Genomic DNA, 16,673 nt, shown 5'->3' with positions numbered 1-16,673 from the left:
GTGGGCACCTGCACATGGACTTCGACGCCGACCATCGCGCAGCACGATTGAAGCGTCCGCGCCGCGAACGCGGCATCGCGATCATCACAGTGCTGCTCGTCGTCGCGCTTGCAGCCACGCTCGCGGCAAGCGTGCTGTGGCGCGAACAGGTGGCCACGCGCGACGTCGAGAACCAGCGTCTCACTGCGCAAACCCTGTGGTCGGAGCGTGCCGCTGTGGAATGGGCGCGTACCGTGTTGCGCGCGCAGAGCGCGACGTCGAACGTGACGTACCTGGGGCAGTCGTGGTCCGCACCGGTAAGCGACGTGCAACTGGGCGATTTCCTGCCGCCCGAAGCCGCCACGCTCAATAGCGAGCTTGCGCACGCCTCCATTTCGGGCAACGTGGAAGATGCGCAGGCGAAGTTCAACGTGATGAACCTCGTCGCACGCGCGGCGCCGGGGCAACCGTGGCAGCCCAATGCGGAGGGCGTACTCGCCTACCGTCGGTTGCTGGGCGAACTCGGACTCAATTCCGCGCTCGCGCAGCAGACGGCCGCGTACCTCGTGCGTTCGCTGAGCGAGTCGAACGGCTCGGCGGAGTGGCCGCTGCAAGTGGTTTCCGTCGACGATCTCACGCGCATTCCCGGCTACGACGACAAGACCATCCAGGCCCTCGCGCCCTTTCTCACCGTACTGCCCGACCTCACCAGCGTGAACGTGAACACCGCGAGCGAACCGGTGCTGGTGGCGGCCATTCCCACGCTCTCGCGCAGCCAGGCGCATCGGCTCGTGGAGCGCCGCGGCACCGCGTACTTCGTGAGCACGGGCGACATCGCGGAAACGCTCGCGCCCACATCGGGCAGTACCGCGCTGCCCGACGGCGCGATGGTCGGCGTGAACAGCGGCTATTTCATCGTGCATTGCCGGATTCACTCGGCGCGTATCAATGCACGCATCGACACGCTGATTGCGCGCTACGGCGTGGGTAACTTCTCGTGGACCGCGGTGATCTGGGTGCACCGCGTCGCGGCGTAGCGCGCTTGCCTCACGCCTGCGGATCAGTTCAACGAAGGCTCGCCCACCGCAACCGCCGCGGGTGGCAGATTCGCCAAGCCCGGCGCCAACGCCGACGCATAACCGAGCGAAAGCCGGTCAAGACTCGTCTCGCGCACTTCGCCGACGAGGCGGTTCCAGTCTTCGATCGAGACGAGCAGCGCGATGGGCCGGTTGTATTTGGTCACCATCACGAGCGCTTCGCCGGCATCGCGCAGCGCCTTCGACGGGTTGCTGCTGAAGTCGCGCGTGGCCATGGCGATGGTGCGCAGCTTCAGCGGCCCGGCCACGTCGAAGTCGGCCTCGTCGCGCAGGAGGCTATCGAGCGTCGCGTTGCGCAGCCTCGCCTGGGCGCGCGCGGAGACCTTGTTTTCGCGGCGTTTTCTGCGCTCGCTGCGCGGGTCCACGTGAATGGCGAGGTGACGCACGATCTCGCCCAGCTCCGTCGCGGTGAGCTGATCGTAGCGGCCCCAGCCTTCGGGCGGCAACGCGATCATCATGCCCGCGTAGGTGGCCTCCACGCCCGCCGCGATATACGCAGGCAGACGGCTCACATCGCGTTCGTCGAGCTCGAGCGCGCCGCTCACGGCGGCCAGCATCGCGCTGAGGGCGTTCCAGGCAAGCGCGGCAATGCCTGCCGCCAGCAGCGCCGCACGCGGCGGCACCGCGGCGAGCGTACCGCCATCGAAGATGGCATCGAGCGGCAGCGGCAACGTCTCGCTCCACGGCCGGCACGACAATTCGATCACGCGTGCCGCGTCCAGTTGCGCCGCGGGCACGTTGGTCAGCACGACGACAGAGGTTTGCGCACCGTCGCGCGCCTCGTGACGCCGCCATTCGATGCGCCGAAATACGAGCGAGGCCCCGCAGCCATCGGAAAGACTCACGCGCTGCTCGTGCACCGCGTCGCCGTCGATCAATGCCACTGCGCGAGCCGGCTCGATTTCGCTACACGGCACCGGCATGCAGGCATGTTCGCGCACGACGAACGCGCTGCCGCCGCGCGGCCAGCCGGCCAGCACGGCATTGGCGCCGAAGCGGCCGTCCATGATCCATAGCTCGCCCGCGCGAACCGATTCCAGGAGCTTCGCGGCCAGTCCCCGCTCGTGCACGAAGCCGCGTTCGTACGGCAGGAGATCCACCACCATCGCGAGGTCGGGATCGTAGACGGGCAACGCGCGCGGTGCCGCTGCGGTGTTGCTGGTGTCGACGGCATTCACGGTGGCGCGTCCGCACGCGCCCGCAGGCGCCATGCACGCCACGGCGGGCGAGACCAGCGTGCTATCGAGCACGCGCACGCGAAAACCCGCTACGGTTGCAGGGCGTTCGCGCCGCCGCGGCGAAGCGGCCGGCGCGAGCAGCTCGGCGCAGTCCTTCACAAGCGTGCGGCCCCAGTCGCTGCGAAGCCGGCTCACGCTGTCGTGCAAGGCCGTAAGTGCCGCGCCGAAACTCGCGGCCGCACCGGCCTGCCCATGCGGCGCAGGAATGGACGTCATCGCTTTCACCGCGAGCGAGAACAGCATCTCGCGCGTCTGCTCGTGCATGGGCTCGTGCATAGGCTCATGTGTCGGCTCATGCAGCGCCGCAGCGCCGCGTCGGGCCGCGTCGCTCATCCACTCCCCGTGCACCGCGGCCTGCAACACCAGCCTCGTCATGACGGCCATCGGGCTCTGCTCGACAAAGCGTTCCATGATCGTGCGTATCACGTCTTCCCCTCGCCCCTGTTTCGTCACTGCCTGCATGCACGGCTGCGCGCCAGGTTGCCTTGCGCCGCACCCGACTTAAAAAAGCACGCGTGCTATCCTGCCTGCTCCGCAGGCGCAGCACGCCGCCTGCCATGGATCCGCGAGAACCCGGCATGTTTGTCGATCCACGTGTCGCGCATGGCCGCGCGAAGTTCGATTTGAACCGCTCCCCACGCCTCTTCGCCGAAGAACGACGCGGGGAAATTGCCGACGTCATCACGCGCGCCATCGATCAATTCAGCGGCACGCGCAATCGCCGCAATCTGATGCGGCTGCTCGAACGCCAGATCGCGCCGAAGCTCATGCGGCTCGGACTCGAACCCTACGTGGGCACCGTGGGTGAACGCGAAGGCCTCTTCCTGAATTTCTCCACCATGAGCGCGGAGCACGGGCTGCGCGAATTCCAGCTCGACCTCGCCGTGCCCGATCTCGTGCTGCGCAGCTTCGCGTCGAACACGATCCGGCCTCACGCGGTGGCGCGCTGCATGCAGCGCAATGGCGTGATGTCGGTAGCGGATATCGGAAGCGAAACGGACACGGCTTTCGTGCTCGCGCGCGTGGTTCGTGCGCTCGCGCTCGCGCAAAAGTGGCAGCAGGTGGGCGTGCCCACGCCGAATGGCCTCTTCGTCGGCGCGCTCAACGAAAGCACCGACGTGTGCCTGAACACCTACATCCGGCCCGCTGCCAGCGACCGGCCTTCGCGCTGGAGCGGCTTTGCCGCCCTGTTTTCGACGATGCCGGCCTGGAGCTCGGCCCAGATCCGGCAGGGAAGCGATCTGCTGCAATGGATGATCAACCATATCGTCTCCTTGCAAGAATCCGCACCGTTCGCCGAACGTTTTCCCTTTCTGCTCGAACCGTATCGCTCCGCCGACGACCCGCTCGACGCGGCCTGGTCCGCCGCTCGCGCCAACGCCTCAGACGGCCCGGCGTCCACCTGAAGCGCACGCGGCATCGCTTACATAAACTAGGTCGAAGCGAGCCGCGCTAACCCGCAGACGAACGTTCGAATGCACGCGGGCACGCGCATGGGCGATGACCGCGGCAAGCACAGCAAGTGCAGCAAACGGGGAAGGGGCGAAGGGGCGAAGTGACGCCTCAGCCCGCGCGGGCGGCCGCTACATGCGGCTCGCTGCACAACGACGCTGCAAATAGCCGCTTAGTGAAGCGCGGGTCAGTGAATGGGCGACGCCCAGTCCGCGGCGTCGCGGCCCAACATGCCGAGCATCTTCCAGAGCCAGATGATGTCGCGCGCCGCGCGCGCGTGGTCGTCGCTCTGCGTGCGCCAGCGCCGGAACGCTTCGCGGTCGGCCTCATGCGCGTCGCGCGAGCGTAACCAGAGCACCCAGCGCACGGCCCCGTCGCGAATCTGCGCAGAAGCCGCGTGCATGTGGCGAGAAGAGTCATGCAGTTGCGATGCTTTCATGTCCGCCACCGCTCACGCTGAGATGAACCCGCTCGCGCGTGGCGAGCGCCCCTAGTGCCCTTGTCTTCCTCCGTCATGCGAAACCGCACCAGGCCCTGGCGCACCGTCCAGCGCCCGCGGCACACGCAAGACATGCGCAGGACGTGCGCAGGCCGCCCGGCTACCCGCCCGCAACTGCGACGTGGCCGGGCCGCTTTCCAGAGGCCCTCATAGATCAGGTCGGATGGAGCGGGGTGTAACCCGCAAAGCGCGAAGTGCACGCGGCTACGCGGCACACGTTCGTACCGCAGCGCACGCCGGTTGCGTTCAGCTCAGCAGCACGATATTGCCCGGCAGCCGCATCACGCGCGCGCCGTACAGGCGGCCCATCATGTCGAGCACGTCGTCGAGCCGCGTAATGGGGAATTGCGCCTGAATGCGGTTCTGGCCCAGCGCCGCGTTGCGCAGCACGACCTTGCCGGGCCGGTAGCGGTTGATCTCGTCGATCACCTCGGCAAGCGGCACGCCGTTGAACACCAGCACGCCGCGGCGCCACGCGGTGACGGCCGCTGCATCAGTGCGCGTGACGGGCCGCACGTGGCGGTCGTCGTAAATGATCTGCTCGCCTGCGCGCAGCGTGAGGTCGCCGCGCGCCCGCTGCACGGGATGGTCGAGCACGAGCCAGCCCGATACGCAGGTCACGCACACCTCGGCGCCCGTGCGGCGCACGTTGAAACGCGCCACCTGGGCCTGCATGCGGCCCTTGCCCGCCACAACAGTCACCGGCTGGATGGGCGCGACGCGGCCTGCGGCAGGCGCAGCCGCGTCGAATTCGGCTTCGCCGTCCACCAGTTCCACGCCGCGCGCGGCCACGCGCGTGGGCAGCACGTCGAGCCGCGTCTGCGTATTCAGTTCGACGCTCACACGGTCCGAGAGCGCGATGCGGCGCTGCTCGCCCGTGCCCGTGTAGTAGTCCGCGGCCATGTCGCCCAGAGACGGCCACAACTGCATGGGCGGACGCAGCGCGAGCCACGACGCGCCCGCCGCCACCGCGAACCCGACGAAGGCGCGCCGGCCGGTCCGCACGGCACGCTCGCGCTGCGCCACGCCGGCCCACGACCGGCCCGACGCCCGCTCTTCCTGCGCGATCTCCGCTGCCGCCGTGCGCAACGAACTCCACGTTTCGCGCAACAGCTGAGCCGTCTGCGGATGGTCGGCGCACCACTCGCCGAACGCCGCGGCATCGGCCGGGCCTGCGTGCCCCGAACGCAGGCGCAGCAGCCACGCGCGCGCTTCTTCCTGCGCGAGGTTGACGGAATCGGCTTCAGCTTTGGTCATTGCAATGAGGCTCAAAATTTACGGGGCCCGCTGCGCGAACCGGGGTAGGCGTCGCCCGCCTCCTGGACACGCTGCAGGCAATACTTCAGGGCCGCGCTCAACTCGCTTTCCACGAGCCGCAGCGAAATGCCGAACTGCTCCGCGATCTCGCGGTTCAGCAGGCCGTCCACGCGCGCCGCGATCAGAATGGCGCGGCGCCGCGGCGTGAGGCCGCGCAGCACGTCCTTGAGGGCTTCCACCTTGCGCCGCGCTTCGACGATGCGCGCGGGGTCCGCGAGTTCGTCGGGCACGTCCATCAGGGTTTCGACGTCGTCGTCGTGCAGATGCCGGCGCTCGCGCCGATGCTGGTCGATGGCGACGTTGTTGGCCATGCCGAGAATGTAGGCGTCCGCGTTGGCCACCTGCGTCGTGACGTTCGCGTTTTCCAGACGCAGCCACGTTTCGTGCAGGGCGTCGGTGGCCCCGTCCTTCGATCCCGTCACGCGCTCGAGACGCCTCACCAGATACGCGTAGCGCGAGGCCAGAAGCTTCCTCAACTGGGAGCGGGTGCTGTCGGCCATGGCGGACTAGTTCCGTTCGTCCGGCTGCGGGCAGCGAAAGTGCACGCCGTTGCCGACCGGCCGCAACAGGATCGTGACGGGTTCGGGCACGCCCGCGGGCGGCGCCGAATCGAGCCTCATCCGCCGCAGTGCGCGCACGATGGCCGCGTCGCGCGAGGCGAGGCCGCTCGATGCCACCAGGTTGACCGCCACTACCGTCCCCTTGTCGTCGATACGCAGTTGCGCCACCAGCCGGTAACTGCCCGGCACGGTCGCGGGCTGCGCGCACAGCGCGTCAGTCATGCGCGCCTGCAGCGTGGCTGCGTAGGCGCGTTGTTCGTCGTTGCCGCTCATGCCGTCCGTCGGCGGCGCGGCACTGGCCGGCTCGCTGCCTGCAGCGGCTGGCGGCGTCGAGGCCGCCCCTTCCGGCTGTGCCACGATGATCGCCTCGTCCGGCCCCGTGAATTCCGCACGCAATCCGGTGCCGGCCAGTAAGTGCTCGAGCGCATCGCGCGGCGCGTAGTCTCCGCTCAAGGCGCTACTCGTGCGACCTTCCAGCAACGGCGCGGGCGCCAGTACGACCAGATCCGTGACGTGCGCAAACGCTTGCAAGGCCTGGGACAGCGGCTGCGCGGGCAGATCGAAACGGACTGCACCCGCCGCTCGACTGTCTCGTCCTGCCTGCTGCGCCTCGGCGCAACGCGCCGTGAAAGCGGCAAACATCAGGCATGCGATCAGCGCCAGGACACCGGTGGGCGTCCATGAACGTCTCATGAGTCAATGGCCGGAAAAGAGGATGCGCCCGGCAGATGGCGCCTGCCCCGAACGAATGGCGCCCGCCGGAAAAATGCGAACGTCATACGATAGGTAAAGACTGTGACAGTCCGGTGACGTGGGGCGAAGGTGAGAGCGTGGGGCCTGGGGACGATGAAGCAGCGCGTGCGTTGGTGACGAGGCGCGTTGGTGACGAGGCGCGTTAGTGAAGGGCCGCATTGGTGACGAGCCGCGTTGGTGACGAGGCACGCCTGCGGCAAGCCGCTTTTTTGAGCGGCGTCGTCCTTTACTGCTGCGCCGCGGGTTGCAGCGTGGCCGAAACCGTTGCGAGGCCCGCACGCGCGTGCGCACTCGCATGCGCGTTGACGACGCGCACGCGCTGCTCGCGGCGCACCTGGTCGAGCCAGGCCATCCAGGCGGCGAAGGGCACCGCTTCTGCATCGATCTGCACGCTGCCGCCCGTCGCCACCACGCGCGCCTGCTCCATGCCCGCTTGCGCGAGCGATGCCGCCAGTGCGTCGCGCAACGCGTTGCCTTGCGGCGCACGCACAGCCGCTGCGGCACGCAGACGCCGTGCTTCGTCCGTTTGCCCCTGCATGTCGGCGAGTTGGGCATCGAGCCGCGGCAGGCTGGCCGCGATGCGCGCGCGCCCCTCGTATGCGGGCTCCCACAGCACGGTGTAGACGAAGGCGACGAGCAGCACCGTGCCGCCCACCGCGAGCAGCAGGCGCTCGCGCGGCGCGCGGGCCTCGAACCATCCGCTCAGCGCGGCACGCGCGGCGTGGAGTTGAGCGAGCCGAGCATCCATTTGCCGTTGTCTTCCTTCGTGGCGACGCCTTGTGCGAGCAGACGCCGGCGCAGGCCGTCACTATCGATCGTCGTGTCCGGCTTGAACGTGACGGCAAGCGCGCCGTCGCTGTAGTCGAGCGTGGCGATGGCGCTCGACGAAATGGGGGCAAGCGCGCGAGAGAGCGCGGCGGCCAGCACCAGGTAGTCGTCGGCGCGCAGTTCGCCTGCGGCGCTGCGCAGCCGTTTGAGTTCGATCTGCATCTGCGTGGACGGATCGAGAATCAGCGTGATGCCGGGGAACGCGGTTTTCACGAGCGCGGTCATCCGCGCGTTCAATGCGTCTTGCCGGTGCCGCAGTTGCAGCCACTGAACGTTAATGGCCGCAATCGAAACCACGAGCGATGCCGCGACAAGCGCGATAGCGGGCCACCATGGGCGCAGTGCGCCTCGATCACCTGCCTGCCCGCGACCCGCGTTCGCGAATTCGAACTGGCACAGGTCGAACGGGCACGCGAGCGCATTGCGCGCGAGATGGTCCCAGGCAAAGCTTTGTGCGGCGAGTGGGAAAGCGGTGTGCGCCGCGGTTCGCGACGAGTTCGCCGGATCGCCGTGATGACCGGCGTTCGTTTGCGCTGCGCTGTGCGAGTTGTCTGGCGTGCCTGTGTCATGCGCTTGCGGCACGTTCGCGGCGTCTGCCGTGCCCGAGGCAGTCAACGCCCAGACTTGCAGCGTGCCTCGCCGCGCGAGTTCTGCAATCGTCGTGTGGAGACGGTCGGCGCGCACGTCCATGCCAAAGCCGGTGCGCCCCTGGCGAATCGCGAGTTCGACGTGGTCCACTTGCTCCGCGGAAGGGGCGCCCGCGTCGTGGAGCGGTTCGGTGTCGATATCCGCGTGGCCGTTGGCATATGCCGCGTACGTGGCGTGTGCCTGTGTCGCGTGCTGAGCGACGATGGCCTGCGCCGCTACTTGAGCTTCGGCCTCAGCCCCGATCTGCGTGACCTGGTCGCCTCGCTCGACCGACGCACGTCGCACGATCAACACGCCTGCATGGCGCCTGGCATCGCGTGCTTCCGTCTGGCTCGCGAGTGGCGATACCTCCGGTGTGCCCTCGTCTTTGGGTGCGAGTCCCGGCTCGCGCGTCGCTTCGGCCTCCTCGGCCGCCTCGTCCTGCGGTCCGTCTGCCGGCGCAGGCAGGCAGTGGACCAGCGGCACCGCCCGCACCCGTCCATACCCCATCGCCGCGAACCAGCGAACCACCGCCCCGAACCGCTCGCGATCCACCACCGCAAGCGCGCGGTTTGCCTCGCCCTTCTGCGCGGGCGCAACGGCGATATGGCTGCGCTGCGCGTCGTCGATCAAAAATTCTTCCACCACGTTGGGCAGCAGCTTGCGCAGCTTCGGCCCGGCGACAGGCGGCAGGCTTGCTTCGAGCAACAGCGTGTCGCGCGCCGAGAAAATCAGCACGGCGGTTTGCGCCTTCGGCAACGCATCGGGCAAACACGCGTCCGCGCGAACGATCTGCTCGCGGCGATCGAACAACGCGTAGCGCACCCGCACGCGGTGCCACGCCTGCATATCGAGCGGCTTCGCGTCGATAGCGTGGATGGACGGCAGCAGCACGACGAGACTCGTCATCGCACGCCTCGTGCAATGCCTGACTGCACGCGTGCGCGCCCGCTCACGGTGCCCGCACCACGAAGTTGCCGATGCCCGTACCCACCACGAGCCATTGCACCGACCCGGACGAGAGCGCAATCGTGACAGGCACGTCGATGCTCTCCGCGCCCAGCACCACGCGCGAAAGCGCGGCGCCGCCCGTATAGCGGATGGACACGCCTGTCACGCTCGCGCCCCAGCGATGCGCGCGGAACAGGTCGTCGGTCATGGGTTGCCAGACGCCGTTTTCCGCGCGCTGATAGAAGCGATAGCCGCCATTTACGGGTTGCCACGCGATCGGTGTGGAACGCACCTGCGCTTCGTCGCCTGCGGATTCGAGCAGGCTCGCCACGCGCTGTGCTTCTTCGGCGAGATCGGTGCGCCGGTTTCTGGAGGGCGCGAGCGTTACCACGGCCACGAGCAGCCCGACGATCAGCATCACCACGAGCATTTCGAGCAGCGTGAAGCCTGCGGCACGTTGCTTCGTGCTCATGCGGTGCATGCCTGGCCGTGCGCGCGTGGACGCCATGCGGCCGTCGTGCGGCAAGCGGCCATCGTGCACGAACGGCAGCGCGTTTATCGCGCCACCGCAGCCGCGCATGCCAGCGCCCGCGCGCTCACTGCCCTCTCTGCCTTCACTGCCACGAACCAATGTCCGCATCGTTGTTCTCTCCGCCTGCCTTGCCGTCGGCGCCATAGCTGAACACGTCGATTGCGCCGTGCACGCCGGGATTCAGATATTGATACGCGTTGCCCCACGGGTCGTTGGGCAGGCGCTCCAGGTAGCCGCCGTCTTTCCAGTTGTTGGGCACGGGGTCTACCGAGGGCTTTTCCACGAGCGCGCGCAGCCCCTGGTCCTGCGACGGATACCGCCCGTTGTCGAGCCGATACAGATTGAGCGCCTGCATCACGGTGCCGATGTCCTGCTTCGCCGCCACGCGCCGCGCCTCGTCGGGGCGGCTCATGATCTTCGGCACGATCAGCGCGGCGAGAATGCCGAGAATCGCGATCACCACCATGATTTCGATAAGGGTGAAGCCGCGCTGGCTGCGCGGGTTGCCTTGGCCGCTTTGGTACCGCCGCGCTGAACGCGGTGTGCACGCATGCATTGAATGAGTCATTGCGGGTCGCGTCATCATCTCTTCACCCTCGCGTCAAAAAATGTCGGCATGTGCTGCGTTTCGTGCACGCGCCGCTCAATCGCTCGTTCGCTTCTTCGGTTTCCTTCTTGCCGCCCGGGACTTCCACCATGATTCGCCTTCCCCTGACTCGCCTCGCCGTTGCGCCCATGCTCGCCACGGCCGTAGCGGCTGCGCTGTTTATCGCCGTGGTGCTCTGGTGGGTACGCGTATTCAGCGCGCCGGCAGCAGCCGCACCGGCCATCACGCCTCCCCCCGCGCCGCTCGACGTATCCGCGGGCACGACGCTCTTCGGTGCCTCGCCCGACGCCGACGCGCACAACACCCTCCAGTTGCTCGGCATCCTCTCGTTCGACGCACACCATGCCGCCGCCATCGTGAGCCAGGGCGGCGAGGCGGCGCGTGTCGTGCGTCTGGGCGGTACAGTCGGCCACGCCGCGAAACTCGCTGAAGTACGCGCGCATTCCATCGTGGTGGAAAGCAACGGCTTGCAGCGCGAAATCAGGCTGCCCGACGCGCAGAGCCCGAGCGCGTTCGTGCGCTGAGCTTGAGCGCCGCCACAGATACAGGCGGCAGGCGCACCGTTCATCACTGCACCATGTTGTTGAGTTCGATGATCGGCATCATCACGGCGAGCACGATCACGAGCACCACGCCGCCCATCGCGAGAATCAGCAGCGGTTCGAGCAAGCTCGTGAGGAACATCGTGCGGCGCTCCAGTTCCCGCGACTCGCCTTCAGACGCGCGGTCGAGCATCGTCGTGACGTCGCCGGTTGCCTCGCCCGAGCGGATCAGATGCACGAGCACGGGCGGAAACGTCTTCGTATTACCGAGCGCACGCGAGAGCGACGAGCCTTCGCGCACGCGCACGATGGCGTCTTCCACCTTGCCGAACATCGCACGGTTGCTCAGCGTTTCGCCCGCGGCCTGCAACGCACGCAGAATCGGCACGCCGGCCGCCGAGAGAATGCCGAGCGTGCTCGCGAAGCGCACGGTGTTGTAGCCGCGCACAAGCCGGCCCGCGAGCGGCGCCGTCAACAGCCATTGGTCGAACGCGAGCCGCGGGCCCGGCAGAGCAAGCACCTTGCGCGTGAGCCACCCCGCCGCGAAGAGCCCACCGAGTGCAGCCCACCACCAGTGCCGCACGAAACCCGAGAGCGCGAGCATCGCGACCGTGAGAAACGGCAATTGCTGTTTGGTGCTCGTGAACACGTTGGCCACCTGCGGCACCACGTAGCTCAACAGAAACGTGACGATGCCGAACGCAATCACCGTGACGACTGCGGGGTATGTGAACGCCAGCAGAATTTTCTGCCGCAGCGCGTTGCTCTGCTCGATGTAGTCCGCGAGCCGCGAGAGCACCACGCCGAGCTTGCCCGTATGCTCGCCGGCCGCCACGAGCGCGCGATAGATGTCGGGAAAATCGCGCGGATGCTGCGAGAGTGCGTTCGCAAACGAATGGCCGCCCACCACTTCCGCGCGAATGGAGGCCATCAGTTCGCGCACGTAGTCGCGCTCGGCCTGGTCGCTCAGCACCGAAAGCGATTCGTCGAGCGGCAGGCCCGCAATCAACAGGCTCGCAAGCTGTCGCGTGACGATGGCCTGCTCGCGCTGCGAAAGCTTCTTGCCGAGCGCGAGCCGCTGGTTGCGCTCGCCGTGCAGTCGCGATGCGGCCAGTTCGACGACGAGCGGCGTCAAACCCTGCGCGCGCAACTGGCTGCGCCCGGCCTTCGCGCTATCGGCTTCCAGCACGCCTCGCAAGGTCTTGCCCGTGGGGTTGATTGCTTCGTAGCGGAACGCAGACATCATGGGGCTCCTGTTGTAGCTGAAGCACTTGCGGTACCGGAAGCGCCTGTTGCACCCGAGGCACCCGAGGCACCTGCTGCTGCCGTTGCACCGGTCACGCTGTCCGCAGCGGGAGCGGAGCCACCATCGCCACTCGCAGACGGCCGCTTCATCCGCTGCAAATCGAAGAGGCCCTCGGCCGGCGCCACGCCTTGTTCGGGGCCCGGCGGACGCGGCGGCAGCGCGGGGCTATCGCGGTCGCGTTCGATGCGGTTGTCCGAGCGGTAGTCGCTCATCTGTTGTTGCAACTGGTCGTAGCGGCTGCCCGAAATGCTCGCGGTGGTTTCGCCGTCGTGCAGGATCACGGGCCGCAGAAACACCATCACGTTGGTCTTCGTGCGGTTCTTGTTCTCCGCGCGAAAGAGCGAACCGATCAGCGGCAGGTCGCCGAGGAACGGCACCTTGTTGTTGCCGTCCGAGTAATTGTCCTGAATGAGCCCGCCCAGCACGATGATCTCGCCGTCGTCGGTGAGCACCGTCGACTGCACCGACCGCTTGATGATGGTCACGCCGCCGGGGTTGTTCACCGAGGTCGGGTCCACCGACGAGTCCTCAGAATAGATCTGCAGCTTGATGACGCCGCCCTTCGTGATCTGCGGGCGCACGTGCAGCACGATGCCCACGTCCTGCCGGTCGAACGTGTTGAACGCGTTGACGCCCGTGCTCGAAACCGCGGTGGCCGTGGAATACGAACCCGTTTGCACCGGCACGTTGGAGCCCACGACGATGCGCGCTTCCTCGTTGTCGAGCGTGATGAGATTGGGCGACGAGAGAATCGACGCGTTGCTCACGGTCGCCAGCGCCTGCACGAGCGCGCCGAGCCCGAAGAAGTTGCCGAACTTGTGCAGCAGGCCGATGTTGATGCCGTTGTTGAGCAGCGTGGTGGCCGTCGCGGTGGAAAGATTCTGGCCAAGCGTCTGCCCTTGCGCCGTGAGGTCCACGATGCTCTGGCTCGTCGACGTGCCGAAATTCGTGCTGCCGTACAGCGCGTTGTTGCCGTTGCCCGACTGGATGGCGCCCTGCCACTGCACGCCCAGATTCGCGGCGGACGTCGCGCTCATCTCCACGATCATCGCTTCCAGATAGACCTGGGCGCGGCGCACGTCGAGCTGGTCGATCACGTTGCGGATGTTCTGATAGACCGGCTCGGGCGCCGTGATGACGAGCGAGTTCGTGGCGGCGTCGGCCTGGATCATGCCGTTCGCGGCGGACTCCGCGCCGCCGCCCATCGCGCCCGCGATCAGGCCGCCACGCGCTGCGGCCGTGTCGCCGCTGGTCGAGCCCGATGCGCTGTCGGTCGTGCCCGGCAGTGGCGGCAGGCCCGCGGTGCCCGTGGACGCGTTCGTGCCCGTGCCCGTGCCGCCGCTCTTGCCCGACATGCCGCCGTTGCTTTCGCTGAAGCTTTTCGCTGAAGAGGTGCCCAGCGAACCGCTGCCCGTATCGACGGCGAGACCCAGCATGCCGCGCAGCACCTTCGCGAGGTCCACGGCGCTCGCGTTTTGCAGGCGCACCACGTGCATGTTGCCGGGCACGCGCGTGGGCGCGTCGAGCTGCGCGATGAGGGCTTTGGCGTCGGCGACGCGGCCGGGGTCGGTGGCGCGCAGCAGCAATGCGTTGAGGCGCGGGTCCGCGCTCACCGACACCTTGAGCGTGGCATCGGCGTTGCCCGTCGTGCTCGGGTCCAGCATCTTCTGCACGACGGGCGCGAGATCCATGGCGCTTTCGTGATTGAGCGGCACCACGGCCACGCGCTGCGACGTGCTTGCGTCGATGCCCGAGATGATCTCTGCGATGCGGCGCACGTTGTCGGCGTAGTCCGTGACGACGAGCGTGTTGTCGTTCGCGTAGGCCGCAATCACGTTGTTGGGACTCACGAGCGGTTTGAGCACGGGCAGCAGATTCGTCGCGGATTCGTTGCGCAGGCGGAACACCTGCGTAATGACGTGGTCGCCACTCGCGCGCGGCGTGTTGCCGACGTAGGTGGGCGTGCCTTGCAGCTTCGCATCGGCCTCGGGCACCACCTTCAGAATGCCGTGGTCGCGCACGAGCGCGAAGCCCTGCATGCGCAGCGCGGCCTCGAGCGTCTTGAGCGCGCGCTCCTTGCTGACGGGGTTGTCCGAAACGAGATTGAGCTGCCCTTTCACGCGCGGGTCCACAATGATCGTCGTATCGGTGGCGGCGCCGATGGCCTTGGCCACCTGTGCCACGTCCGCATTCGAAAAGTTGAGGCTGACCTGCGCGAAGGCAAACCGCGCCGCGACCAGACCGGTCAACAGAATCGCGAAGCCTGCGGGGGAACAACCGAAGCGACCGAAGCGTGAGCGTGTGCTTGTCATAGAGCTGGGTTCGATGCCGGAGCAACAGGCGGGCGGCGACGAACGCGTCTGCCGCGTGCATCGATACTCCACAGCACACCCCGCATGGCCTCGTCTGTTCGTCGGGTCCCCGGCGCGCCTCATGCCGGACGGATTCGCCCGGCAAAGACTAAGCAGCGAAGTGGATCAGAATTATGACGAATGGTGGGCAACATTTTTTGCAGGGGTTGAGTGGATTTCATTAAATCGTTTTCGGCGGATTCGATTTTCGCTTCTGTCATATAGACGTTTCGACGTTTTATATTCAGGCCGCATTGCGTGGTTTAATTTTTTGCGCCGAAATTCGCTTTTTTATAAATGGCGAATCGTGGAACGGCGAGGCTTTTCAAGACGTGACAGAAATGGTCCGTAGCATCTGCCATCAAATTGACGTGGAAGGGCGGTAGGGGCTTTGCCGTTGCGGGCACGGGTACGCCTCGCTTGCTGCTCGGGCGGTTGCGGGTTTTCTTTCTCGGGTTTTTGTTGCCTGTCTTCGGCTTGTTTTCCGCTTGCTGCGGCGGCGCTCAATCGCTCTTGCCAAATCCCATATGGGTGACAGCCCATTTTCAAAAATGGTCCGTACCATTCGCTATAAAAGTTTCACAAATTCTTTCCAGATTTCACCTAGAGTAATTCGGCGGTTCACACCGGACACCGGTCGCCGCAATGTGGCAATCAAGCGGTACTCGTCTCGTCATCAGGCAACAGGCATTCCCTTTATCTTCGTTCAAGGAAATCTCATGAAATCCAGCAAGCGCAAGATCTGCCAGGTCCTGGCACTCGTTCTCTCCAGCGTGGGCGCCACGGCCGCTATGGCCGCCGGCCCGCTCGTGCAAGGCGGCGGCTCGTCGCTCGTGGCCCCGACCATCGGCAGCGTCAGCCAGGCCAATACGGAAATCGGCCTCTTCGGCACCAGCGAAGCCACGTTCACGTACTACTCCGTCGGCTCGGGCGCCGGCCAGAACGGGTTCCTGAGCAACGCACCGTCGTTCTTCGGCTCCACCGTGACGGGCACGGTGGACTTCGCCAACAGCGACGCGGCCCTCTCCACGGCGCAAGTCACGAACTATAAGAGCAGCACGGTCGGCACGGCCAGCGGCCCGCTGATCCAGATTCCGTACATCGTCACGCCGATTGCAATCCCCCTCATCAACGCGCCGGCCGTGACCAGCACGACGACGCCGCAAACCACGCCGAGCCAGGCACACAGCATTGCGCTGAACGACGACGACCTGTGCGGCATCTTCTCGGGCAAGCTCACGAACTGGAACCAGGTGACGAACCCCGAAACGAGCGCCACGTACAGCCTGAACTCGCCGATCAAGGTGGTCTACCGTGCTGACGGCAGCGGCACGACCGAACTGCTGACGCGCCACCTGGCCGCGGTTTGCACGACCGCCAACACGGCGAGCGGCGTCACGTTCGTCGATTCGCTCACGTTCGCCAACACCTCGGCCTTCCCGAGCGGTGTGCCGTCGAACTTCGTCTCCGCCACGGGTAGCGGCGGCGTGCGTTCCGCGCTGCTGACCATCCAAAGCTCGTCGGGTTCGCCCGCCGCCGTGGCTTACATCAGCCCGGACTACACGAACACGTTCCTCGCTCCGTCCAGCTCGTCGGCTTCGCCGGCGCTGCAGGTGGCGAGCCTGTTCAACGCGCGGAACAGCACGTACTACGCGCCGACGGCCGCCAACGCAACGACGGCGCTGGGTAGCATCGCAGCCCCGACCGGCACTGCAGCCGCTGATCCGACCCAGTGGGTGCCCGTTTCCGGCGCCAACTACACGGCCCTGGCCAACCCCGCTTCGGGTTATCCCGTTTCGGGCACGAGCCAGATCATCCTGAGCCAGTGCTATGCGGATGCCAACGTGACGAAGGCTGTCACGGACTACCTGAACGACCACTACACGAACGCTACGTTCGCCTCGGTCGTTCATGGCAACGGCTTCGATACGGTACCGTCGGGCTTCCAGAGCGCGATCGTCGGCGACTTCCTGACGGCTAATCGCAACAACCTGAACATCGGCAACTCGACGGTGTGCAGCGGCAAGGGCCGCT

General features: G+C 66.7%; 15 protein-coding genes. 4 read left to right on the top strand and 11 right to left on the bottom strand.

Annotated elements, in window-relative coordinates; all coding sequences use genetic code 11:
• Window positions 1–14: 14 nt before the first annotated feature.
• Window positions 15–1,016 carry a type II secretion system minor pseudopilin GspK gene (gene gspK, locus PXJ20_RS19220; protein WP_421031911.1) on the top strand — a complete coding sequence of 334 codons (1,002 nt, stop codon included), beginning with the start codon at window positions 15–17 and terminating at the stop codon, window positions 1,014–1,016.
• Window positions 1,017–1,039: 23 nt separating this feature from the next.
• Here gspK and PXJ20_RS19215 read toward each other — a convergent pair whose 3' ends face one another.
• Complete coding sequence (locus PXJ20_RS19215; RefSeq protein ID WP_421031910.1) at window positions 1,040–2,776, bottom strand: type II toxin-antitoxin system Phd/YefM family antitoxin; 1,737 nt, start codon at window positions 2,774–2,776, stop codon at window positions 1,040–1,042.
• 95 nt (window positions 2,777–2,871) lie between these two features.
• Between PXJ20_RS19215 and PXJ20_RS19210 the strand changes: the two genes are divergently transcribed.
• Complete coding sequence (locus PXJ20_RS19210) at window positions 2,872–3,720, top strand: hypothetical protein (protein WP_421031909.1); 849 nt, start codon at window positions 2,872–2,874, stop codon at window positions 3,718–3,720.
• Between the two features lie 233 nt (window positions 3,721–3,953).
• Here PXJ20_RS19210 and PXJ20_RS19205 read toward each other — a convergent pair whose 3' ends face one another.
• The 8 genes from PXJ20_RS19205 to gspG form a co-directional block, all read right to left on the bottom strand.
• Window positions 3,954–4,205, bottom strand: a complete 252-nt coding sequence (locus PXJ20_RS19205) for a FecR/PupR family sigma factor regulator (protein WP_421031908.1) — start codon at window positions 4,203–4,205, stop codon at window positions 3,954–3,956.
• A 306-nt stretch (window positions 4,206–4,511) separates the two neighbouring features.
• Complete coding sequence (locus tag PXJ20_RS19200; RefSeq protein WP_421031907.1) at window positions 4,512–5,522, bottom strand: FecR family protein; 1,011 nt, start codon at window positions 5,520–5,522, stop codon at window positions 4,512–4,514.
• An 11-nt stretch (window positions 5,523–5,533) separates the two neighbouring features.
• Window positions 5,534–6,082 (bottom strand): RNA polymerase sigma factor, encoded by a 549-nt coding sequence (locus PXJ20_RS19195; protein WP_017775097.1) that lies wholly within the window; start codon window positions 6,080–6,082, stop codon window positions 5,534–5,536.
• A gap of 6 nt (window positions 6,083–6,088) precedes the next feature.
• Window positions 6,089–6,835, bottom strand: a complete 747-nt coding sequence (locus tag PXJ20_RS19190; RefSeq protein WP_421031906.1) for a secretin and TonB N-terminal domain-containing protein — start codon at window positions 6,833–6,835, stop codon at window positions 6,089–6,091.
• A 286-nt stretch (window positions 6,836–7,121) separates the two neighbouring features.
• Entirely contained in the window at window positions 7,122–7,643 is a 522-nt protein-coding gene (gene gspM / locus PXJ20_RS19185; protein WP_421031905.1) for a type II secretion system protein GspM, read from the bottom strand.
• A complete protein-coding gene (gene gspL / locus PXJ20_RS19180) occupies window positions 7,598–9,259 on the bottom strand; it encodes a type II secretion system protein GspL (RefSeq protein ID WP_421031904.1) in 1,662 nt (553 codons plus the stop codon). The genes gspM and gspL overlap by 46 nt, the downstream gene beginning before the upstream one ends.
• A 43-nt stretch (window positions 9,260–9,302) precedes the next feature.
• Window positions 9,303–9,773 carry a GspH/FimT family pseudopilin gene (locus PXJ20_RS19175; protein ID WP_421031903.1) on the bottom strand — a complete coding sequence of 157 codons (471 nt, stop codon included), beginning with the start codon at window positions 9,771–9,773 and terminating at the stop codon, window positions 9,303–9,305.
• Window positions 9,774–9,915: 142 nt separating this feature from the next.
• The gene (gene gspG, locus PXJ20_RS19170) at window positions 9,916–10,389 is read right to left on the bottom strand and encodes a type II secretion system major pseudopilin GspG (protein ID WP_421032643.1); all 474 of its coding nucleotides are present in this window, start codon (window positions 10,387–10,389) and stop codon (window positions 9,916–9,918) included.
• A gap of 140 nt (window positions 10,390–10,529) precedes the next feature.
• Between gspG and PXJ20_RS19165 the strand changes: the two genes are divergently transcribed.
• Window positions 10,530–10,964 carry a hypothetical protein gene (locus PXJ20_RS19165; RefSeq protein ID WP_421031902.1) on the top strand — a complete coding sequence of 145 codons (435 nt, stop codon included), beginning with the start codon at window positions 10,530–10,532 and terminating at the stop codon, window positions 10,962–10,964.
• Between the two features lie 43 nt (window positions 10,965–11,007).
• Here the strand turns inward: PXJ20_RS19165 and gspF are convergent, their stop codons facing one another.
• Both gspF and gspD read right to left on the bottom strand, forming a co-directional pair.
• Entirely contained in the window at window positions 11,008–12,225 is a 1,218-nt protein-coding gene (gene gspF / locus PXJ20_RS19160; RefSeq protein ID WP_199541036.1) for a type II secretion system inner membrane protein GspF, read from the bottom strand.
• Window positions 12,225–14,600 (bottom strand): type II secretion system secretin GspD, encoded by a 2,376-nt coding sequence (gspD, locus tag PXJ20_RS19155; RefSeq protein ID WP_421031901.1) that lies wholly within the window; start codon window positions 14,598–14,600, stop codon window positions 12,225–12,227. Before gspD ends, gspF begins: the two co-directional genes overlap by 1 nt.
• Window positions 14,601–15,358: 758 nt before the next feature.
• Between gspD and PXJ20_RS19150 the strand changes: the two genes are divergently transcribed.
• Window positions 15,359–16,673: substrate-binding domain-containing protein (locus PXJ20_RS19150; RefSeq protein ID WP_277598624.1), on the top strand; the 1,315-nt coding region annotated here is incomplete at its 3' end.

Origin of the sequence: Paraburkholderia sp. A1RI_3L (assembly GCF_048957895.1) — a bacterium.
Classification (GTDB): Bacteria; Pseudomonadota; Gammaproteobacteria; order Burkholderiales; family Burkholderiaceae; genus Paraburkholderia; species Paraburkholderia kururiensis.
This window is presented reverse-complemented; position numbering and strand designations above follow the sequence as displayed.

What these genes read in the sequence shown, in the direction of transcription:
- gspK (WP_421031911.1), top strand. Translation starts at nt 15, where the DNA reads ATGGACTTCGACGCCGACCATCGCGCAGCACGATTGAAGCGTCCGCGC.
- PXJ20_RS19215 (WP_421031910.1), bottom strand. Translation starts at nt 2,776, where the DNA reads ATGCAGGCAGTGACGAAACAGGGGCGAGGGGAAGACGTGATACGCACG.
- PXJ20_RS19210 (WP_421031909.1), top strand. Translation starts at nt 2,872, where the DNA reads ATGGATCCGCGAGAACCCGGCATGTTTGTCGATCCACGTGTCGCGCAT.
- PXJ20_RS19205 (WP_421031908.1), bottom strand. Translation starts at nt 4,205, where the DNA reads ATGAAAGCATCGCAACTGCATGACTCTTCTCGCCACATGCACGCGGCT.
- PXJ20_RS19200 (WP_421031907.1), bottom strand. Translation starts at nt 5,522, where the DNA reads ATGACCAAAGCTGAAGCCGATTCCGTCAACCTCGCGCAGGAAGAAGCG.
- PXJ20_RS19195 (WP_017775097.1), bottom strand. Translation starts at nt 6,082, where the DNA reads ATGGCCGACAGCACCCGCTCCCAGTTGAGGAAGCTTCTGGCCTCGCGC.
- PXJ20_RS19190 (WP_421031906.1), bottom strand. Translation starts at nt 6,835, where the DNA reads ATGAGACGTTCATGGACGCCCACCGGTGTCCTGGCGCTGATCGCATGC.
- gspM (WP_421031905.1), bottom strand. Translation starts at nt 7,643, where the DNA reads ATGGATGCTCGGCTCGCTCAACTCCACGCCGCGCGTGCCGCGCTGAGC.
- gspL (WP_421031904.1), bottom strand. Translation starts at nt 9,259, where the DNA reads ATGACGAGTCTCGTCGTGCTGCTGCCGTCCATCCACGCTATCGACGCG.
- PXJ20_RS19175 (WP_421031903.1), bottom strand. Translation starts at nt 9,773, where the DNA reads ATGAGCACGAAGCAACGTGCCGCAGGCTTCACGCTGCTCGAAATGCTC.
- gspG (WP_421032643.1), bottom strand. Translation starts at nt 10,389, where the DNA reads ATGCATGCGTGCACACCGCGTTCAGCGCGGCGGTACCAAAGCGGCCAA.
- PXJ20_RS19165 (WP_421031902.1), top strand. Translation starts at nt 10,530, where the DNA reads ATGATTCGCCTTCCCCTGACTCGCCTCGCCGTTGCGCCCATGCTCGCC.
- gspF (WP_199541036.1), bottom strand. Translation starts at nt 12,225, where the DNA reads ATGTCTGCGTTCCGCTACGAAGCAATCAACCCCACGGGCAAGACCTTG.
- gspD (WP_421031901.1), bottom strand. Translation starts at nt 14,600, where the DNA reads ATGACAAGCACACGCTCACGCTTCGGTCGCTTCGGTTGTTCCCCCGCA.